The 18,153-nt window shown below is 71.5% G+C and carries 17 protein-coding genes; 9 read left to right on the top strand and 8 right to left on the bottom strand.

Translation table 11 applies throughout. The annotated features are described in order from the left end of the window. The first annotated feature begins 53 nt into the window (after positions 1–53). Positions 54–968 (top strand): phosphatidylinositol-specific phospholipase C, encoded by a 915-nt coding sequence (locus ACIRPT_RS01640; RefSeq protein ID WP_403820569.1) that lies wholly within the window; start codon positions 54–56, stop codon positions 966–968. 143 nt (positions 969–1,111) lie between these two features. Beyond that, positions 1,112–2,122, top strand: coding sequence for a trypsin-like serine peptidase (locus ACIRPT_RS01635; protein WP_403820566.1), 1,011 nt, complete (start codon positions 1,112–1,114; stop codon positions 2,120–2,122). 49 nt (positions 2,123–2,171) lie between these two features. On the opposite strand, the gene ACIRPT_RS01630 is transcribed toward ACIRPT_RS01635, so the two are convergent. Further along, complete coding sequence (locus ACIRPT_RS01630; RefSeq protein WP_403820564.1) at positions 2,172–3,206, bottom strand: phosphatidylinositol-specific phospholipase C domain-containing protein; 1,035 nt, start codon at positions 3,204–3,206, stop codon at positions 2,172–2,174. A gap of 124 nt (positions 3,207–3,330) precedes the next feature. Between ACIRPT_RS01630 and ACIRPT_RS01625 the strand changes: the two genes are divergently transcribed. Beyond that, on the top strand, positions 3,331–3,951 hold the full coding sequence (locus ACIRPT_RS01625; protein WP_403820561.1) for a DUF2165 domain-containing protein: 621 nt from the start codon (positions 3,331–3,333) through the stop codon (positions 3,949–3,951). A 37-nt stretch (positions 3,952–3,988) separates the two neighbouring features. On the opposite strand, the gene ACIRPT_RS01620 is transcribed toward ACIRPT_RS01625, so the two are convergent. Further along, complete coding sequence (locus tag ACIRPT_RS01620) at positions 3,989–5,272, bottom strand: FAD-dependent monooxygenase (RefSeq protein ID WP_403820558.1); 1,284 nt, start codon at positions 5,270–5,272, stop codon at positions 3,989–3,991. Between the two features lie 137 nt (positions 5,273–5,409). After that, positions 5,410–8,586 carry a bifunctional cytochrome P450/NADPH--P450 reductase gene (locus ACIRPT_RS01615; RefSeq protein ID WP_403820555.1) on the bottom strand — a complete coding sequence of 1,059 codons (3,177 nt, stop codon included), beginning with the start codon at positions 8,584–8,586 and terminating at the stop codon, positions 5,410–5,412. Between the two features lie 167 nt (positions 8,587–8,753). On the opposite strand from ACIRPT_RS01615, the gene ACIRPT_RS01610 reads away from it, so the two are divergent. The 5 genes from ACIRPT_RS01610 (at position 8,754) to ACIRPT_RS01590 (ending at position 12,174) form a co-directional block, all read left to right on the top strand. Then, positions 8,754–9,485 (top strand): PAS domain-containing protein, encoded by a 732-nt coding sequence (locus ACIRPT_RS01610; protein ID WP_403820552.1) that lies wholly within the window; start codon positions 8,754–8,756, stop codon positions 9,483–9,485. A gap of 60 nt (positions 9,486–9,545) precedes the next feature. Then, positions 9,546–10,007: a universal stress protein gene (locus tag ACIRPT_RS01605; RefSeq protein ID WP_403820549.1), complete on the top strand. Its 462-nt coding sequence runs from the start codon at positions 9,546–9,548 to the stop codon at positions 10,005–10,007. A 97-nt stretch (positions 10,008–10,104) separates the two neighbouring features. Continuing rightward, entirely contained in the window at positions 10,105–10,320 is a 216-nt protein-coding gene (locus ACIRPT_RS01600) for a dodecin (RefSeq protein ID WP_400059226.1), read from the top strand. Positions 10,321–10,515: 195 nt separating this feature from the next. Beyond that, a complete protein-coding gene (locus ACIRPT_RS01595; protein WP_403820546.1) occupies positions 10,516–11,946 on the top strand; it encodes an amino acid permease in 1,431 nt (476 codons plus the stop codon). Between the two features lie 87 nt (positions 11,947–12,033). Continuing rightward, a complete protein-coding gene (locus ACIRPT_RS01590) occupies positions 12,034–12,174 on the top strand; it encodes an alpha/beta fold hydrolase (RefSeq protein ID WP_403820543.1) in 141 nt (46 codons plus the stop codon). A gap of 87 nt (positions 12,175–12,261) precedes the next feature. On the opposite strand, the gene ACIRPT_RS01585 is transcribed toward ACIRPT_RS01590, so the two are convergent. From ACIRPT_RS01585 to ACIRPT_RS01570, 4 genes are all read right to left on the bottom strand, one after another. After that, positions 12,262–12,978, bottom strand: a complete 717-nt coding sequence (locus tag ACIRPT_RS01585; RefSeq protein WP_403820540.1) for an alpha/beta fold hydrolase — start codon at positions 12,976–12,978, stop codon at positions 12,262–12,264. 193 nt (positions 12,979–13,171) lie between these two features. Continuing rightward, positions 13,172–13,441: a hypothetical protein gene (locus tag ACIRPT_RS01580; protein WP_403498045.1), complete on the bottom strand. Its 270-nt coding sequence runs from the start codon at positions 13,439–13,441 to the stop codon at positions 13,172–13,174. A gap of 34 nt (positions 13,442–13,475) precedes the next feature. Beyond that, positions 13,476–13,796 (bottom strand): hypothetical protein, encoded by a 321-nt coding sequence (locus ACIRPT_RS01575; RefSeq protein WP_403498043.1) that lies wholly within the window; start codon positions 13,794–13,796, stop codon positions 13,476–13,478. A 635-nt stretch (positions 13,797–14,431) separates the two neighbouring features. Continuing rightward, positions 14,432–15,235 (bottom strand): hypothetical protein, encoded by an 804-nt coding sequence (locus ACIRPT_RS01570; RefSeq protein ID WP_403820535.1) that lies wholly within the window; start codon positions 15,233–15,235, stop codon positions 14,432–14,434. Between the two features lie 104 nt (positions 15,236–15,339). Between ACIRPT_RS01570 and ACIRPT_RS01565 the strand changes: the two genes are divergently transcribed. Next, positions 15,340–17,724 (top strand): GH92 family glycosyl hydrolase, encoded by a 2,385-nt coding sequence (locus ACIRPT_RS01565; RefSeq protein WP_403820532.1) that lies wholly within the window; start codon positions 15,340–15,342, stop codon positions 17,722–17,724. Between the two features lie 150 nt (positions 17,725–17,874). On the opposite strand, the gene ACIRPT_RS01560 is transcribed toward ACIRPT_RS01565, so the two are convergent. Continuing rightward, positions 17,875–18,087 (bottom strand): EF-hand domain-containing protein, encoded by a 213-nt coding sequence (locus ACIRPT_RS01560; protein WP_403498034.1) that lies wholly within the window; start codon positions 18,085–18,087, stop codon positions 17,875–17,877. Between the last annotated feature and the right edge of the window lie 66 nt (positions 18,088–18,153).

Raw genomic sequence — 18,153 nt, 5'->3', positions numbered from 1 at the left:
CCGTATGGTTCGATGCCTCGGTCACGCGTTCGTACCGGGACAGGGGTTGCGGGATGGGACTGGATCGGCGGGGTTTTCTCAGGGGCGCGGCCGGACTGTCGGCGGCCGGGGCGCTGGCCGGGATCGGTGGCGCACGGTTCACGGCCACGGCGGCGGAGCGGGCATCAGCCGGCTCCGCCGCGGTCTCCGTCCAGGACTGGATGTCGGCCGTCGCCGATGCGACGCCCGTGCAGCGGTTGACGATACCGGGCACCCATGACTCCGGCGCCCGCATCGGCGGCCCCTGGGTCGCCTGCCAGAACACCGGCATCGACGCCCAACTGGCGTCCGGCATCCGCTTCTTGGACGTCCGCTGCCGGGCGATCGACAACGTCTTCGCCATCCATCACGGCGCCTTCTACCAGGAGCTGATGTTCGGCGATGTGCTCAACGCCTGCCGGGCGTTCTTGCAGGCGCACCCTTCCGAGACCGTGCTGATGCGGGTCAAGCAGGAGTACTCGGAGGTCGCCGCCGAGGAGTTCCGCCGGATCTTCGACATCTATCTCGACGACAAGGGCTATCGCTCGCTGTTCCGCCTCGACGGTGGTCTGCCCTCGCTCGGCCAGGCGCGGGGCAGGGTCGTCCTGCTGGCGGACTCCGACGGGATGCCGGGCGTCCGGTACGCCGACCCCCAGCTCTTCGACATCCAGGACGACTACATGGCGGAGCCGTTCGCGAAGTGGCCGAAGGTCGAGGCGCAGTTCCGCAAAGCGGCCACCGCGCCCGGCAAGCTGTACGTCAACTACGTCAGCACCGCCGCCCTGCTGCCGCCCCGCTCCAACGCCGACCGCCTCAACCCACAGGTCAAGAGCCTGCTGACGGGTTCGGAGGCGGGCGGCTGGACGGGGCTGGGCATCGTCCCGATGGACTTCCCGAACGAGTCCGGGCTGGCGATGACGCTGATCGGGCGCAATCCGGCAACCGCATAGCCCCGGCCGCTCCCGGCCCGCCGTGGCATCGCGCCCCGGCGGGCCGGCATACCGCAGACTGGCCACCTATCCGATAACCGGTCCCGGCGCCGCGCCGTCCTTACGACGGGGTGGCGCCGGCCGATGTGGCGAGGCGGCTGCTGGTGGAGACGGGCGAGTACGGGCGGACGGCGACGGAGGAGCCGCCGCGCGCCGCGGGGCCGGCCGGGCGCGGGCGGAGCCGGGGCGGTGCTCTGCTGCGGGTGTCGCTGGCGCTGCTGGTGACGACGACGGTGGCGGGCGGCGCGGCGCTGCTGCTGTGGCCCGGGCCGCGCGATCCGTACCTGGCGGCCGGGGATCCCGGCGCGGGCTGGTACGTCCCCGGGCACCGCGCCGGGGACACGGCCGCCGCCGCGGTGCTCGCCGGACCGTACCGGGAACGGCCCGGACCGGCGGTGCCGGTGCCGGCCGACCGCGCCGGCTCCCCGCCCCCGCTCCCGGCGTCCCGGCCGCTGCGGGCGGCGCCGACCGCACCGGTCGCCCCGGTCGGCGCGCTCTTCTCGCCCGGCGACGACGGCGACCCGACACACCACTGCACCGCGAGCGTGGTGCACTCCCCCGCGGGCGACCTCATCGTCACCGCCGCGCACTGCGTCCATGACGGCGGCTTCCGCACCCGGCTGGTGTTCGCGCCCGGTCTGCACGACCGGACCGTGCCGTACGGCCTGTGGGTGCCCACCCGGATCGATGTCGACCCGCGCTGGATCAGCGACCGGGACCCCGACCGCGATGTGGCGTTCGTCCGCGTGCGCCGGGCCGGGCGGGCGGCCGACGGACGCACCATCGAGGAGGTCACCGGAGCCGAGCGCATCCGCTTCCAGGCGCCCGCCGGCCGCCCGGCCCAGCTCACCGGCTACCCCGACGACCGGGACACCCCGCTGGGCTGCCGTCACACGGCGGACGCCCAGAGCCCGACCCAGCTGCGCTTCGCCTGCCCGGGATTCCCGAACGGCACCAGCGGCGGGCCCATGCTCATCGACGTGGACCGCGCCACCGGCACCGGCTCGCTCATCGGCGTCATCGGCGGCCTGGACGGGGGCGGGGACGACGCCACGTCGTACAGCAGCCGCTTCGACGCGGACGTGGCGAAGCTGTACCGGCGGGCCACGTCCTAAGGTCCGTCCGACGGATCATGGCCGGGCCCCGCGCCCCCGGTCGGCCCGCTCAGCCTCCCCGGCGCTCCACCGTCCGGAGCACGGACGGCAGCGGGTACCAGTCCGCGGTGGCGAAGCTCGCGTGGGCGGCGGCGAGTTGGCGGACCCGGGCGAGGGCGTCGGCCTCGGTGGGGTGGGTGCCGTCGATCTCCGGCGGGACCTTGTGGGCGTCGGTCATGATGAGCAGGTAGTGCCGGTTGTCGTACCAGGCGGTGTCGATGCCGCCGTTCAGGTAGGTCGCGGCATCGCCGTCGAAGACCACGAACCAGGGGCGCAGCGCCGGGTCGGTGTAGCGCTCGCGGGGGTCGCCGGCGGTCGCGCCGTGCACCGCGGGGAAGGCGGTCGACTGCGCCAGCTCGCCCCGCGCGGCGAGGTCTTTGAGGTGGGTGGCGTACTCGACGTCGGTCCACAGCTTGTCGAAGGGGTTGCTCTCCTCGACGGTGCCGGGTATCAACTCGATCAGGAATTTGCCCGCCAGGGCGGAGCGGGCGGGCCAGCCGTCGGCCCGTACCGCCTCGTCCGGGGTGGGGTGTCCCGCCGTCAGGTCGCCGGGTCCGAATACGGCATCGCCCAGCTTCTGGCGGACCAGCGCGTCGAATTCGGCGGGGCCGCGGCCGCCCTTGGCGTTGAAGCCGTCCTTCATCTCGATCTTGACGAGTATCGGGCGGTGGCCGGGGTGGGCGTCGTGCCAGGCCTTCATGTCGGCGAGGCAGGCGCCGAAGTTCTGGTCGCGGTCCTTGGTGCGCAGCTCCGCGGCGTTCGCGGCGCCCTCACAGTTGTTGTTGTTCCCCAGCGGGTTGCTGTGGGAGACCCGCCAGGACCGGCCGAGCCCGTTGGCCCAGACGTCGAGTTCCACGAGTGCCGCGCCGGAATCCAACGCATCGGCGAAGTATGGGTACTTGTCTTTCTCGTAGGCATTGTGGACGCCCACCGAGGTGCTGGTGTCGTATGTCATTGCGGCCGGTTCGGCACCCGCCGGACCGGTCACCGCGATCACCGCCGCCGCGGCGACCGCGACCGTCCCCGCACACCGCTTACCGTTCATGAGCCCCGCTTCCCCTAGATCCCCGCCCGGTCGGTCACCCGGTCGGCCGAACGGGCAGCAGCGTACGGGACTTGGTTACAGTGGCGGCCGGGGGGCGGACACCCGGACCGACGAGGGAGGGCGTATGCCCCGGAATACCCGTGCCGAGACCAGCGGTACGGAGGCGAGCCGTACGGCGGAGACCCGTACGGCGAAGACCCGTACGGCGAAGACCCGTACGGCGAAGACCCCTGGGACGTCGCGGGCGCTGCCGCTCGCGGCGACCGTGCTGACCGGGACGGTCGCGCTCTACATGGCGCTCGTCGCGTTCGGGAACATCACGGACTTCGACACCAATCGGCAGTTCGTCCGCCATGTCCTGGCCATGGACACCACGTTCCAGGACCGGCAGCTGATGTGGCGGGCCATCACCTCGGGCTCCGTGCAGGACGCCGCGTATCTGGCGATCATCGCCTGGGAGACGGTGGCCGCGGCGGTGCTGGTCCTGGCCACCGCGCTCGGGGTGGCGGGCCTGCGGCGCGGCGACTTCGCAGGGGCCCGGCGGATGGCGACGGCCGGGCTGCTGATGGTGCTGGTGCTGTTCGGGGCGGGGTTCATCGCGGTCGGCGGCGAGTGGTTCGCGATGTGGCAGTCGAAGGCCTGGAACGGGCTGGAGGCGGCGACCCGTAACTTCTTGGTGGCCGGCATGGTGCTGGTCATCGTCCATCTGCCGGGGGCGGCCGGGCGGCGCGGGGACGAGCGGTAACAGACCTTCGCCCGCACCGCTCGCGTCCCCGGCACTCTCACCACGCGATGCGGTACTCCGTGAGCCAGTTGCCGGCGCCCCCGCCACCCCGCTCGGGGGTACGGAGCGCGGGGCGGCCCGCCGCTTGCGAGCCGATGGGCGCGGCCATGGCGGCGCTGGCCGCGACGGTCTTCTCCACCCGCTCCCGGCGCAGCCCGTCGTACGCGGCGAAGGCGCTCGGAGGGTCCGGCCGGTCGCGCAGGCAGGTGGCGAGGACGATGCCGTCCTCGATGGCCATCGAGGCGCCCTGGGCGGCGTGCGGGGCCGCCGCGTGGGCGGCGTCGCCGATGATGACCATGGTGTCGGTGTGCCAGACGGGGGTGCTGGCGAGGTCGTAGGCATTGGCGGCGGTGATGCGGTCCCCGGCGGTCGCGCGGACCAGGGCGGCGGCCGGGGTGTGGTCGCCGTCGAAGAGTGCGCCGAGCCGTTGGCGCCAGGCGCCGGGGGTGACGGCGGCGGGGCCGGACCGGTCCAGTTCCGGGCCCGGGACGCTGGCGAACCACCAGACCTCGCCGTCGGGTGCGGGGGTGCAGCCGAAGAAGGCCCGTTTGCCGAAGATCATGGTGTAGGCGTCCGGCGTGGGCGGCGCCGTGCCGGCACGGGTGTAGCCGCAGACGGTGTTGCGGCCCGTGTAGCGGGGGCGGGGCGCGGCCGGGTCGATGAGGGTGCGGGTGACGGAGTGCAGGCCGTCCGCGCCTATCAGGACGTCGCCCTCGGCGGTACTGCCGTCGGCGAAGGCGGCGACGACGCGGGTGCCGTGGGCCGACGCCACTCTCTCCGCGCCGATCAGCCGTTTGCCGTGCCGTACGGCTATCCCGCGGCGCGCCGCCTCGGCGTGCAGTACCCGGTTGAGCGTGGCCCGGCGCAGGGTGCGCGGGCCGAGGCGCGCGTCGTGTTCGGTGCCCGCTAGGGGCCGCTCCCCCAGGTTTTCGCCGCGGTCGCCGAGGAACGCGACGCGGTGCGCCGGGAAGGAGTTGGCCACGACGGGGCCGTGCGCGTCGATCACCCGTAACGCCTCGAGGCCGTTGGCGAAGACGAGGAAAAAAGCACCGGCGTCGTCCGCGCCGGACGGATACGCTTCGTAGATCTCCGCCTCGATGCCCGCCTTCTGGAGGGCCATCGCGGTCACCGCTCCGGCGATGCCGCCGCCGATGATCAGTGCTCGGCCCGGCGCGGTGGCCGGGTTAGCGGTCCCTGAACCGGCCTGGGAAGTGGCCCGATTCGGGGTCGGGAAAGTGCTCGGGGAGGAAGTGGTCAGGGCTGCGGTCACGTCGTCGGTCATGTCGTCGGTCCCCCCAGTCGGTGCGCCCGTAGGCCCGCCTCGCCGGGCGGGCCGACGGGTGGGTGGCGCGGCCCGTCGGCCGCACCACCCACCTTGAACCCGCGGAGCCCGGAGAGCCAGGCCCCTGCGCGGGGGGCTCACCCCGCCGCGTAGACATCCTCGATGTAGCGTCCGGCGGCGGTCAGTTCGCGCAGCCATGCCTCGGACTCCTGCGGCGAGGCGCCCACCGCGGCGCCGTGCAGATCGCGGAAGGCGGCCCGGACGCCGGGTGCCATCCGGCTGCCGTCGCCGCAGACGTAGACCCGCGCGCCGGCCTGGAGCAGCTCCCACACCTCGGCGGCCTCCGCGGCGATGCGGTGCTGGACGAAGCGGTGGCCGTTTTCGGGCCGGGCGCTGAAGACCGGGTGGAGGGTGAGGGCGCCGGCCTCCTGGGCGGCGGTGAGCTCCGCGGCGTGCAGGAAGTCGCCCGCGGGGTCGTCGCAGCCGAAGTAGAGCCGCGCGGGCGTGGTGCTGCCCGCGGCGACCCGGTCGGCGACCGCGCCGCGGAAGGGCGCGAGCCCCGTACCGGCAGCGACCAGGATGACCGGGGTGGGGTCCGCCGGGTCGAGACGGAAGGCCTCGCGGCAGGGCTGTACGCGCGCCAGGACGGTGTCGCCGGGCCGCAGGGTGTGGAGATGGGTCGAGCCGGTGCCGCCCGGCAGCAGCGAGACCATCAGGTCGGCGTGCCGGTCGTCGGCGGCGGGCGAGGAGGACAGGGAGTAGTGCCGGGTGCGCAGCGGCGGCAGCAGCTCCAGGACGGTTGGCCAGGGCAGCGCGCCGCGCAGCGCCGGGTGGGCCTCGATCAGGTCGATCAGGGTGCGGGGATCGTCCTCGGGGAGGGCTTCCAGCGCCGCCTTCTCGGGCGGGCAGGGGTTGTGGGCGGCGAGCAGGGCGACCTGGGCGGCAGTCGGCCGGTGGCCCAGCTCGAGGTGGTGGGTGAGGAGCTGGCGTACGGTCAGCGGGCGGTCGACGGGGAGGGCGTCGCGGGTGGGGCGGCCGGTGCGCAGGGCGAGGACGGTGTCCGGGTCGGCGCCGAGCGCCCGCGCGGCCCGTTCGACGGCGGCGGGTGCGTTGGCCGGGAGCACCGCGAGGTGGTCGGCGGTGCGGTAGCCGACGCCGTCGGGCAGTGCGATGCGCAGGAAGCGCTTGGGGCGCGGCCAGTCCTGCGCCGTCAGGTCGTAGGCCTCGGTCACGGTCATCTCGACGAGGTCGTGCCGGGCGGCGAGCGCGTCCAGCGGGCCGCCGGTGAGCTCGGTGACGGTGTATCCGGTGTCCTCGGCGGCCGGTGCGCCGGCGCCGATGCTCGCCGGGTCCCCGTAGCGCGTCAGCAGCTGGGTGCGCAGCGCGCGGGCGAATTCCTTGACGGTGCCGCTGAGGTCTCCGGAGGCGTCGGCCTCGGCGCGCGGCAGGAGGCGCCGGGCGCCGAGCGCGTCGAGGCGGTCGTCGATGAGGGTCGGCACGTGCTGGTAGGTCGCCGCCCAGTTGCGGTCGCCGACGCCCAGGACGGCGTACGGGATGCCGTCGGCGGCGCCCTCCGGGGCGGTGCGCAGCCAGTCGACGAACGCGGCCGCGTCGTCGGTGGGCTGCCCGTTGTAGGAGGCGGCGACGATGGCGACCGGCCGGTCGGCGGGCAGCGCGCCCGCGTAGGTGTCCAGCGGCGCCACCTCGGCGGCGAAGCCCAGGCCGGTGGCCTCGTCGGCGAGCCGCTCGGCGAACTCGCGGCAGGTGCCGTAGTTGGTGCCGTGCAGCAGGAGCAGGCCGGTGCCCTGGGGGACGCGGGTGGGCAGGCCCTCATCGGTCGCGGCGTCATCCTCGGCGGTGGTCGCGCCGCCGGGCAGTACGGCGAGGGCGGCGCGGTTCGCGGCCCGGTCCTCGGGCGTGCGGGCGGTGAGGGTGAGCGTGAAGGCCTCGGGCTTGAGGGTCAGCGTCTCCTTGATGCGCAGTTGGTAGCCGCTGTGGTCGATCAGGCGGTAGCGGTGTACCAGGAGGGCGAGCAGCATGGTCGCCTCGTGCAGTGCGAACTGCCGCCCGATACAGGCGCGTTCGCCCGTTCCGAAGGGCTTGTACGCGTGCGGGGAGCGGGCCGCCTCGGCGTCCGGGCTGAAGCGGGAGGGGTCGAAGAGGTCGGGGTTGTCGCCCCAGGCCGGGTCGCGGTGCAGCATCGGCGTGAGCACCGTGACCAGGTCGCCCGCCTTGAGGGGGTAGCGGCCGCCGAGCAGGGTGTCCTGCTGGGCCTGACGGCTGAACGCGGCCGCGGTCGGCCACAGCCGGAGCGCCTCGTTGAGGACCTGCCGGGTGTACGGCAGCCGGCCGATGTCCTCGAAGGACGGGTCGGGGTCCGGGTCGTCGCCCCACAGCTCGTCCGCCTCGCGCTGGGCCAGGCGCAGCGCGACCGGGTCCTTGAGCAGGTGGTACAGGGCGAAGGAGAGCGCGCCGGAGGTGGTCTCGTGGCCGGCGATCAGGAAGGTGATGACCTGGTTGCGGATGTTGGCGAGGTCGAGGGCGGGGCCCTGGTGTTCCCCGTCCTGCTCCCTCGAGCCGAGCATCAGGCCCAGCAGATCGTCGTCGCCGCTCTCGCCGCTCGCGGTCCGGGCGGAGATGACCTCGTCGACCACGGACGCGAGATAGTCGGCGTCGGCGCGGAACGCCGCGTCGTCCGCGGAGTGGTCGACCCCGGGCTTGCGGGCGAACTTGGCGCCGCTCCACTGCAGACAGCGCACCATCGCCTCGACGAACGGATGCGGGGTGTCCCGGGCGAACGACTCGAAGTCGAAGCCGAAGCCCGCGAGCCCGATGGTGTCCAGCGTCATCCGGGTCATGTCCTCGGCGACGTCGGTGGCGCTGCCGTCGGCGACCCGGCGGTCCCAACTGGCCATGACCCGGCGGGCGACCTTGAGCATCGCCGGGTGGTAGGTACGCATCGAGCCGAGCGCGAACGCGGGCATCAGCACCTCGTGCGCCTTGGCCCAGTTCGGCTCGTCGTTGTAAGCGGTGAACAGACCGTCACCGGCGAATTCCCGGACATTCTCCAAGATCACCGACACGCCCTTGGCGAAGCGGTTCTCGTCGGCGATTTCGGTGACCAGGTCCAGCGAGGAGACGAACACCGTCTCCCGGTCGCCCAGTCTGCGCCGGAAGACCGGACCGTGGACCCGGGCCAGGTCCATGGCCTGCTGGAGCGGCGTCGAGGTGACACCGGACGCCGTGATGTCGGCAACCGGAATACCGTCGTCGGCGGCGCGTTCGTCGGTGTGGAGCGCGATCATGTCGGTCATGCCTCCAGCGTGACCGGCCCGGTGTGCGGGTCCGGTCCGGGCAACTGCATGATTGTGCAGTGGTTTTTCGCCACTCGCCCTTGCGGATCGGCCGCGAAGGCGTACGCGGACGATCACCAGGGCGTCCGGAGGGACGCGGGGCGCGGAGGGAGGCGGCGGGAGCGGCCATGAGGGAGGCGGCAGGGGCCATGGACAACGGCACGGGCGACGGAGGCGGCGACGCATGCATCCACGGGATCGACCGGCAGCCGGACCACGCCGGGCCGTATGCCGCCGGACCGTGGCGCAACTACTTCCTCATCCTCCTCGACCGCATCCCCACCCCCATCGCGGTCTGTCACGCCGACGGCGAGGTGGTGATCGCCAACCCCGCGATGGCCGCTCAGTGGGGCACGGCCCCCGGACAGCTGCGCGGCCGCAATCTGCTGGATCTGTTCCAGCCGCGCGACAAGGCGCAGCTCGTGCGGATCGAGGAGGCGCTGCGGATGGGCCGCCGGTCGCGCTACCCGGTGGCGGTCCAGTGGCGGGTCGGGTCCGACGGCCCGGAGCTGGAGGGGGAGCTGACGGTCGATCCGGTCGGCGACTCCTCGGTACGGCCGCCCGCGCTGCTGGCGCTGCTACGGGTCCGCGACAGCGACCCGCCGCCCGCGCCGCCCCGCGGCGCGGCCAGCCCCGTCGAGGCCCGGATCCTGGCGCTGGCCGCGGGGGGCGCGACCACGGCGGCGATCGGCACCGCGCTGGGACTCACCGTCGACGGCGTCAACTACCACCTCACCCGGCTGGCCCGCCGCTGGCGGGTGCAGGGCCGTACCGCGCTGGTCGCCAAGGCCTATGTGCTGGGCGTGCTGGCCGCGGACAGCTGGCCGCCGGCTCCCGCCCGGCCCGACCCGGCTCCGTAAGGCGGACGGCGGCGTGGCCCGGGGCTCCCGCAGCACGCATGTGCGGTTACCCTCCCTGCTGTGGACGAGAGCACTCCCGCGCCCTTCGAGCGCGGCACGGACGGCCCGAAGGTCATCGTCGTCGGCGTCGACGGCTCCGACTCGTCGTGGCGCGCCGCCGCGTACGCGGCCGGGCTGGCGCGACGGCAGGGGTCGAAGCTCGTCCTGGTCTACGTCCAGCCGCTGATGGCGGCCGGCGCGGCGATGGGCGCCCCCGTCATGGACGCCACGAACGAGGTCGCCGAGGAGCTGATGGCCGAGATCCGCAAGGCGACGGACCGGCTCCAGGGGATATACGACGTGCGCTGGGAGTTCCATACGCTGCGCGGGGACCCGTACAACGGCATGGTGCAGATGGCCGATGAACTCACGGCGGACGCGGTGGTGGTCGGCGCGTCGGAGTCGGCCGGACACCGCATCATGGGCTCGGTCGCCCTCCGCCTGGTCAAGGCCGGACGCTGGCCGGTCACGGTCGTCCCGTAGCCGCACGGCACCGGCCGCTCCGCTGGTGGGGCGCGCCGGCCTGAGGCACGGTGGAAAGTGGACGGGCGGAGCGCCGCCCCGGCCGAGGGAGACCATCGTGACCGATCGCACGTATCGCGTGACCGATATCGTCGGTACGTCCCAGCAGAGCGTGGACGCCGCGATCAGCAACGGCATCAAGCGCGCCTCGCAGTCCCTGCGCAATCTCGACTGGTTCGAGATCAGCGAAGTCCGCGGGCATATCGTCGACGGCGAAATCGACCACTACCAGGTCGGTCTGAAGGTCGGCTTCCGGCTGGAGGACTCCGACTGACGCCCCGGCCTGCATCTGGTGCCCGGCGCCGTGTGATGCCCGGTGCTTGACGCCGTTTGACGCCGTTTGACGCCCCTCCTGGGTACGTCTGCCGGGAAGTCCCGGCCGTACTAGGGAGTCGCCTTTCTTAGTGGCCGCCCAAGGTCCATGATGATCCGCCGTCGGACCACGACGGAGCGTACGGAGGGATCACGCATGGGCCTGCGCGCGGGACAGGGCGTATTGCGCCGCAAACCGATCGACCACATCGAGGAGCCGGAAGGCGCGGCGAGCCAGCAGCTCACCCGCGCGCTGGGCCTGTGGCAGCTGACCGCCATCGGTATCGGCGGCATCATCGGCGCCGGCATCTTCACCCTGGCCGGTACGGTCGCCCACGAGAAGGCCGGGCCGGCCGTCCTGATCTCCTTCCTCATCGCGGGCATCGCCAGCGCCGCGGCCGCCTTCTCGTACGCCGAATTCGCCGGGCTGATCCCGAAGGCGGGCTCGGCCTACACCTACGGCTATGCGGTGCTCGGCGAGATCGCGGGCTGGTTCATCGGCTGGGACCTGCTGCTGGAGTACACCGCGATCGTGGCGGTGGTCGCGATCGGCATCTCGGGCTACTTCGGCTTTCTGCTCGGCGAGGCGGGCCTCGATCTGCCCGCCTGGATGCTGGGCGCGCCGGGCACCGGACCGGGGCACCGCGTCGACCTCTTCGCCGCGGTCCTCTGCCTGCTGATCGCCTATCTCCTCACCCTCGGCATCAGGAACGCCGCACGCTTCGAGACGATCGTGGTGGCGTTGAAGGTCCTGGTGGTCCTCGTCGTGATCGCGGTCGGCTTCTTCCACATCAACACCGGCAACTACCGGCCATTCTTCCCGTTCGGGGTGAGTGGCGCGTTCACCGGCGCGGCCACCGTCTTCTTCGCGGTCTTCGGGTACGACGCGATGAGCACCGCGGCCGAGGAGTCCAAGGACGCGCAGCGCCATATGCCGAAGGCGATCATGTACTCGCTGGCGATCTCGATGGTGCTGTACGTGCTGGCCTGCCTGGTGCTGACGGGTATGCAGGACTACAAGTCCATCGACCCGGAGAGCGGCTTCTCGACCGCGTTCAAGTCGGTGGGCCTCAGCGGCCTCGCGGATGTCATCGCGGTCGGCGCGATCATCGGCATCCTGACCGTGATGTTCACGTTCATGCTCGGGGTGACCCGGGTGTGGTTCTCGATGAGCCGGGACGGCCTGCTGCCGAAGTGGTTCGCCAAGACCAGCCCCAAGCACCATGTGCCGACCCGGGTGACCTGGATCGTCGGCATCGCCTCCGCGGCCATTGCGGGCTTCCTGCCGATCGGCGAGGCCGCCGAGCTGACGAACATCGGCATCCTGCTGGCGTTCGTGGTGGTCTGCGTCGCGGTGATCGTGCTCCGCTACAAGCGCCCCGAACTGCCGCGCACCTTCCGGACACCGGGCATGCCGGTGGTCCCGGCGATCGGGGTCTGCTTCTCGATCTGGCTGATCACCTTCCTGGAGTGGCAGACCTGGGTGCGCTTCGTCGTGTGGTTCCTGGTCGGCATGGTCATCTACTTCTCGTACTCGTACAAGCGGTCCGAGCTGGCGAAGGGACAGGGCGCGACACCCGAGTCCTAGGGCGTGTCCGACGGGTCGCGTTGGTGGCGGGCCCGGTGTGGGCGCCGTTGAGGCGGTTGCCGCAGATCTAGTGCCCACGCTGGTCCTGTGGGCGAGCGCGACCAGTGGCTCGTCCCCGCGACCGCCCGGCGCCTCGCCCGGGCCATCCCCGGGGCCCGGCTGGAAACCCTGCCCGCAACGGGACACTTCCCCGCCGAAGACGCGCCCGCGCCCTGCTGCGCCTGCTGAGTGAGGTGAGGTGAGGTGAGGTGCACGAGGTAGGCACGGGGAACGATCACCGACTGAACGGAAGGAGTTCGTCGAGCTCCGTGAGTTTCACAGACAGGCACCAAGAAGAGTGGCGAGCTCGGCGGGAATCGAAAGGAACGGGGAATGGCCGCTGGGGAGGTGGTAGGTGGCATTCGCTCGCGCTGCCATCTTTTCCTGGTGTGCGGGAAGGAGTGCACGATCCTGATCGCAGACGATGTAGCTGGAGGGAATGCCGCGCCAGCCCGCCTCGCTTACCCGGTCCGTGGCGCAGCGGGCGCTGTGCGGGACCAGACGGGCCGCGGCACGGGTGGTTTCGTCTTCGGGCACGTCCGCGTAGAGGTTGGCGATGGAATGGGCGTCCGGGTGTACGAGGCCTTCCACCACCACCAATTCTGGTTCGGCATCGCCCCGGAAAGAGAACATGTTCTCTCCCGCGTCGAGCTGATAGGCAGCCAGGTATACGAGGTGGGTGACGTGTGCGCTGCCGGCGGCGGCCTGGGTCGCCGGGATGCCGCCGTAGGAATGTGCCACGATCGTGACGGGGCCCTCGATGGCCTTGATGGCTTGCCGGATGACATCGGCGTCATCAAGGACGCCGGGGAGGGGATCGGCCGGCCGGTCCGTATGTGAGGCGCTCGGCAAATCGACCGTGCGGGACGCCCACCCTCGGACAGCGATTTCGACTTCCAGCTTTTCCCAGCACCAGGCACCGTGCCAGGCGCCATGCACCAGGAGGAACGTCGGACCGGTAGGGCAGGAATGCTGTGCGGCTACGGCGGACATGACCATCCCCTTGAGTGTTGGATCGGGCGTGCACCGGGACCGATGTCCAAAGTCCCTGACCTATCAGACACGCCTTGGGGTCTCCGTCGCTCGCCGGCATCACCGGGACAGCCCAATGGCCAGGAACAGTCCCGCTGTTCCTGGCCGTTGGAGCGGGCAGAGCCCGCGGATCGGCTACCGCCTCAGGCAGGTCTCACTGCACCTTGAAGTAGTCCTGCCAGGCGTCGTAGAGCGCCTGCCTGATGGCCTGATCGGCGTGTTGCGCGGCCTGATTGAACGTGCCGGTCACGCCGTAGTAGTAATAGGCGCCATCATTTGTCGCCATGTGGTCCTCGGCGGAATTGTCCACGTGACGGCTGAAATGGATGTTCGCGAATGCGTTGACGGCGGTGCACACGTAGTACACCCAGTTTCCCGTCAGATTCTCCATGGCGTTCGTGGGACGCCAGTCCTGCATCGGCATTACGATCCCCCTCTTCCTGGTCCCGGTCCCCGGATCAGACCGCGGACAGGCTGATGTCACCCGTGCCGCTGACCGTCATCTTGTAGTCCTGCGGGCTGTGCTCGACATTGGCGAAGACGAACTCCCCCTTGCCGTCGTCCCACTCGCCCTTCACCTTCCAGTCGTCATCCCAGATGATGCAGCGACCCCGCCCGGTCTGGACGCTCAGCGGCTTGTCCTTGTGCTGCGAGATCCACGCATACGCTTCGCTGTGCGACCGCGGGCCCACGGACTCGCTGTCCCCCGCGTGCTCTTCATTGAGGAAAGAGACGAACGAGTTCGACTGGTTGTCGCAGCCCTTGATTCCGGTGGTCATGCGGATTTCCTCCCCTGAGTTGGGACCCCCGTGCCGCGCCGGCCCAAGCCTTTGCGGACTTCCCATTGCGGGTTCCCCGTGAGTGACGTTCGGTGCGACCGATGCCCTGTGCGAGCACCGTGAGCACCTGATCTGCTGAGAGCTTCGCCCCCCGCCCTAACGTTGTACTGACGTGACACTGGCGGCTCACTAGTGCCTCGCTGTTGCCGGCCTGAGCTCACGAATCACGCGCACTCCACGGCAGGTTTCCCGTGCCTCGAATGCTCTGGGGGTTCCATCGGATCGGCTTTCAGGGATGGGATGGCGAGCCGGGGCCGGTAGGTGAGGGAAGGCCGACGAAGCCCCCTGGGACGCGTTCCAGGGGGCTTGTCCGGTGGGTCGAGCCCCCCGTTACTGGGTCCCCGACCGAACGGCAGAAGCTGATGACAGCGGAGGAGGCCCGCGCACCGGTAAACGCCGCCCTCGCAGACCCCGGTGGCGGCCTTGCTGTCCCCCGCGGGCTCTCGCGCGCGCTCCGCGCGGGCCTGCACGCCACGGTCCTCTCCACGCTGCGCCGCGGGAATTCCGCCCCGGCCCCCCGCGTTGTGGCCCCGCAGGGGGCGCTCGCAACCCCTACGGGATGTGTTCGGCCGCCCCTAAGAGACCCACTTCTCCCACAGCAGCCACCGAAGCCGGTGCCGGAGATGATGCCGCCGCAGCCACCAGGGCAGCTGCCGGCGCGGCAGGAAGGTCGCCAGGTCGTCATCGGCCACGTTGCCGCGCGGGCAGTGGCGCAGCAGTTCCAGGCAGCGGCCGTCGACGGTGCCGTGCAGCCGGGCGGTGTGGGCGAGGGCGACCGTGCTCTGGCGGAGCAGTTCTCGGTCCCCGGTCTCCAGTGCCGTTTCCATGACCTGGGCGACCCTGGGGAGGATCGCCTTCGCGTCGGGATGGGTGAGGGCCAGCCCGATGATCGCGACGCCCACCAGCTCCTCGCGCCGTTCGAGCGCGGCGTCCACCTCTTCCGGGCGGTCGGTGCCCATCAGGGCGGAGCTGTGCTGCCAGTTCATGCCGCGGCCGGAGGCGGCGCGGTCGAGCAGGAACTCCTGTCGTCCGGCGGCCAGTTGGCGGGGGTCGGCGTCGTCCGGGGCCTGGTGGGCGAGCGCGAGGTGGTCCCAGATCCGGCGGTCCCGGTCGTCCCGCCCCACGAGTTCCCGGCATACGGCGGCGAGCTCGGGCGCGTCCGGCCCCAGGGCGTGGATCCGGGCGAAGTCCTCGGCGGGCGGGCCGAGGTCGCAGCGGCGCAGGAAGGCCAGCTCGACGGTGTCCTCGGCGGTGAGTCGGCCGTTGAGGTGGCCCCAGGCGAGTTCGGGCACCTCGAGGGCGACGGCGTACCGGACGAACTCGGCCGGGAGGGGGCGGGGCGGTGCGGGCGGGGCTGTGGTCTCGTCCGGTGATGGCACGGGGGCGAGCCTAGACGCTCCGGCCGGGACCCTTGACGTGCACCTGGCCGACCCCAAGAATGACCGCGCCCTGACAACGTTGTCGGCTCGGAGGTTGTGAACCCATGTCATGGATCGCACGTCACCGGCTGCGTACCGCGGGAGCGGTGCTGGCCGCCGCCCTCGTCGGGAGCGCGCTCACCGTCCCCGTCGCGCAGGCCGAACCACCCGGCGGCGCCCCGCTCACCGGCCTGGTCAACCCGTTCATCGGCAGCCAGAACGACGGCAACACGTATCCCGGAGCCGCCGTCCCCTTCGGCATGGTGCAGCTCTCCCCCGACACCGGCCACACCACCGGCTACGACTACGACGACGACCACATCCGCGGCTTCAGCTCCGTCCATGTCTCCGGCGTGGGCTGCGGGCTCGGCGGCGATCTGCCGGTGCTGCCCACCACGGGCGCCATCACCGAGACCGACTATGCGAAGTACGCCGCCGGCTACCGCCATGACGACGAGTCGGCCCGCCCCGGCTACTACCGCGTCGGACTGACGTCGTACGGCGGGATCACGGCCGAGCTGACCGCGACCGCCCGCACCGGCAGGCAGCGCTACACCTTCCCCGCCACCGACAAGGCCAATGTGCTGCTCAATACGGGCCAGTCGCTGCACAAAACGGTCTCCACCCGGGTCGAGGTGCTGGACTCCCGCACCATCCGCACCGCCATCACCGGCCGCGGCTTCTGCCAGGACACCAAGCCCTACACCGTCTACACGATCACCCGCTTCGACCGGCCGTTCGCGTCGTACGGGACCTGGGAGGGGGACAAGGTGACGCCCGGGTCGAAGGGCTCCACGGCGAGCGGGCGGCACGGGGCGTACGCCCGCTTCGACACCCGCGGGGACCGTACGGTCGAGGCGACCACGGCCCTCAGTTACGTCGACGCGGCGGGCGCGGCCCGCAATCTGCGGGCCGAGGGCGGGCGTTCCTTCGACGGGACGAGGGCCGCCGCGGACGCCGCCTGGGAGCGCCGCCTTTCCCTGGTCGGGGCGCAGGGCGGCGACCAGACCCTGCGCCGTACCTTCTACTCCTCCCTCTACCGGTCGTTCCTGGCGCCGAACATCGGCAGCGATGTGGACGGCCGCTACACGGGCTGGGACCAGAAGGTCCACCGGGCGAGCGGCTTCACCTACTACCAGAACTGGTCGCTGTGGGACACCTACCGCACCCAGGCGCAGCTGCTGGCACTGCTCGCGCCGGGCGAGTCCCGGGACATGGCGCTGTCGGTGCTGCGGATCGACAAGGAGAGCGGCTGGCTGCCCAAGTGGGGCTACGGCACGGTCGAGACGAACATCATGACGGGCGATCCGGTCACGCCGTTCCTGACCAACGCCTATCAGCAGGGGCTGTTGCGGGGGCATGAGGAGGAGGCGTACGCGGCGCTGAAGAAGAACGCCGACGGGGTGCCGCCGGCCGATTCGCCGGCCGTCGGGCGGGAGGCCAACGCCCCGTACCTGAGGGATGGCTTCGCCCCGTACATCAAGGGCCGGCCGCACGCCAAGCCCGGTGACTCCGACTTCGATCACGGCGCCTCGGCGACGCTGGAATACGCCCTGTCGGATGCCGTGCTGGCGCAGATGGCGCGCGATCTGGGGCATCGGGCGGACGCCGACCGGTATGCGGTCCGCGCGCAGAACTACCGCAAGATCTTTGACCGTTCGACCGGATTCTTCCGCGCCCGGGACGCGCGGGGCGCCTTCACCGGGCCCGCCGATCCCGCCAAGAGCGAGGGCTTTCACGAGGGCACGTCCTGGCAGTACCAGTGGTTGGTGCCGCAGGACCTGCCGGGAATGATCGAGCTGATCGGCGGCAGGAGCAAGGCCGACGAGCGTCTTGATTCCTTCTTCGCCTATCAGGAGCTGTTGAAGGACCCGGAGAGGACGGCCCGCAAGGTGTGGGTGAACGGTCCCTACGACTACTACAACGCGGACAAGTACAACCCGCAGAACGAGCCCGACCTGATCGCGCCGTACACCTATCTCTCGACCGGTCGGCCCTGGAAGACCACGGATGTGGTGCATGCGGCGCTGACGCTGTTCACCGACGCCCCTAGCGGGATGACCGGGAACGACGACCTGGGGACGATGTCGGCGTGGATGGTGCTCTCGTCGATCGGGGTGTTCCCGGTGCAGCCGGGCACCGACAGCTGGGGGCTGAGCACACCGGTCTTCGACCGGGTGGACCTGCGGCTGGACCGGCGCTACTACCCGGCCGGGGGCTTCACCATCAAGGCGCCCGGTACGTCGTCCGCCAACCGGTATGTGCAGTCCGTGCGCCTGGACGGCGTCGAGCGGGACCGTACCTATCTCACCACCGGCGAGCTGCGCTCGGGCCGCGAACTGGCCTTCTCCGTGGGGACGAAGCCGTCCGGGTGGGGCACCGGCGACGACGCGGCCCCGCCGCCGGTCGGTACCTCAGCCCCGCAGCAGCAGGGCGCCGGCCATCGCTGAGATCACCCCGGCGGCGCCGGCGCTGCTCGGGCACGCCGATGCGCTGTCGCGCGCAGCGAGCCGCAGCCCCCGATCGCCCGCGGGCCGGCGGCGCTGCGCGCGGCCGCGGGCGGACGGGTGGGACCGTCGTGAAGGGGGTGCGAGGGGCGGTCAGTCCTGGAGGGACTGCCAGAACTCGTCGAAGGACAGCGTGCCGTTGCCGTCGGTGTCCTTGGCCTTGATGACGGCCTCGGCGATCGGGCCGGTGACGTACGGGTCGCCCATCTCGGCCATCGCGTGCTTGAACTCTTCCGGCGTGACCTGGCCGTCGCCGTCCGCGTCGAACCGGGCGAATGCCGCCTTGGCCTTCTCGATGTCTGCCATCAGAGGTGCCCCCTTCGTGGTGCTGCGCAGTGCTGCGCGGTGGTGTTGCCTGGTGATCTGACCTGC

This window comes from Streptomyces sp. NPDC101227 (assembly GCF_044767545.1).
In the GTDB taxonomy this organism is placed as follows: Bacteria; Actinomycetota; Actinomycetes; order Streptomycetales; family Streptomycetaceae; genus Streptomyces.
The sequence above is the reverse complement of the archived record's forward strand: the minus strand, read 5'-3'. Positions and strand labels throughout refer to the sequence as shown.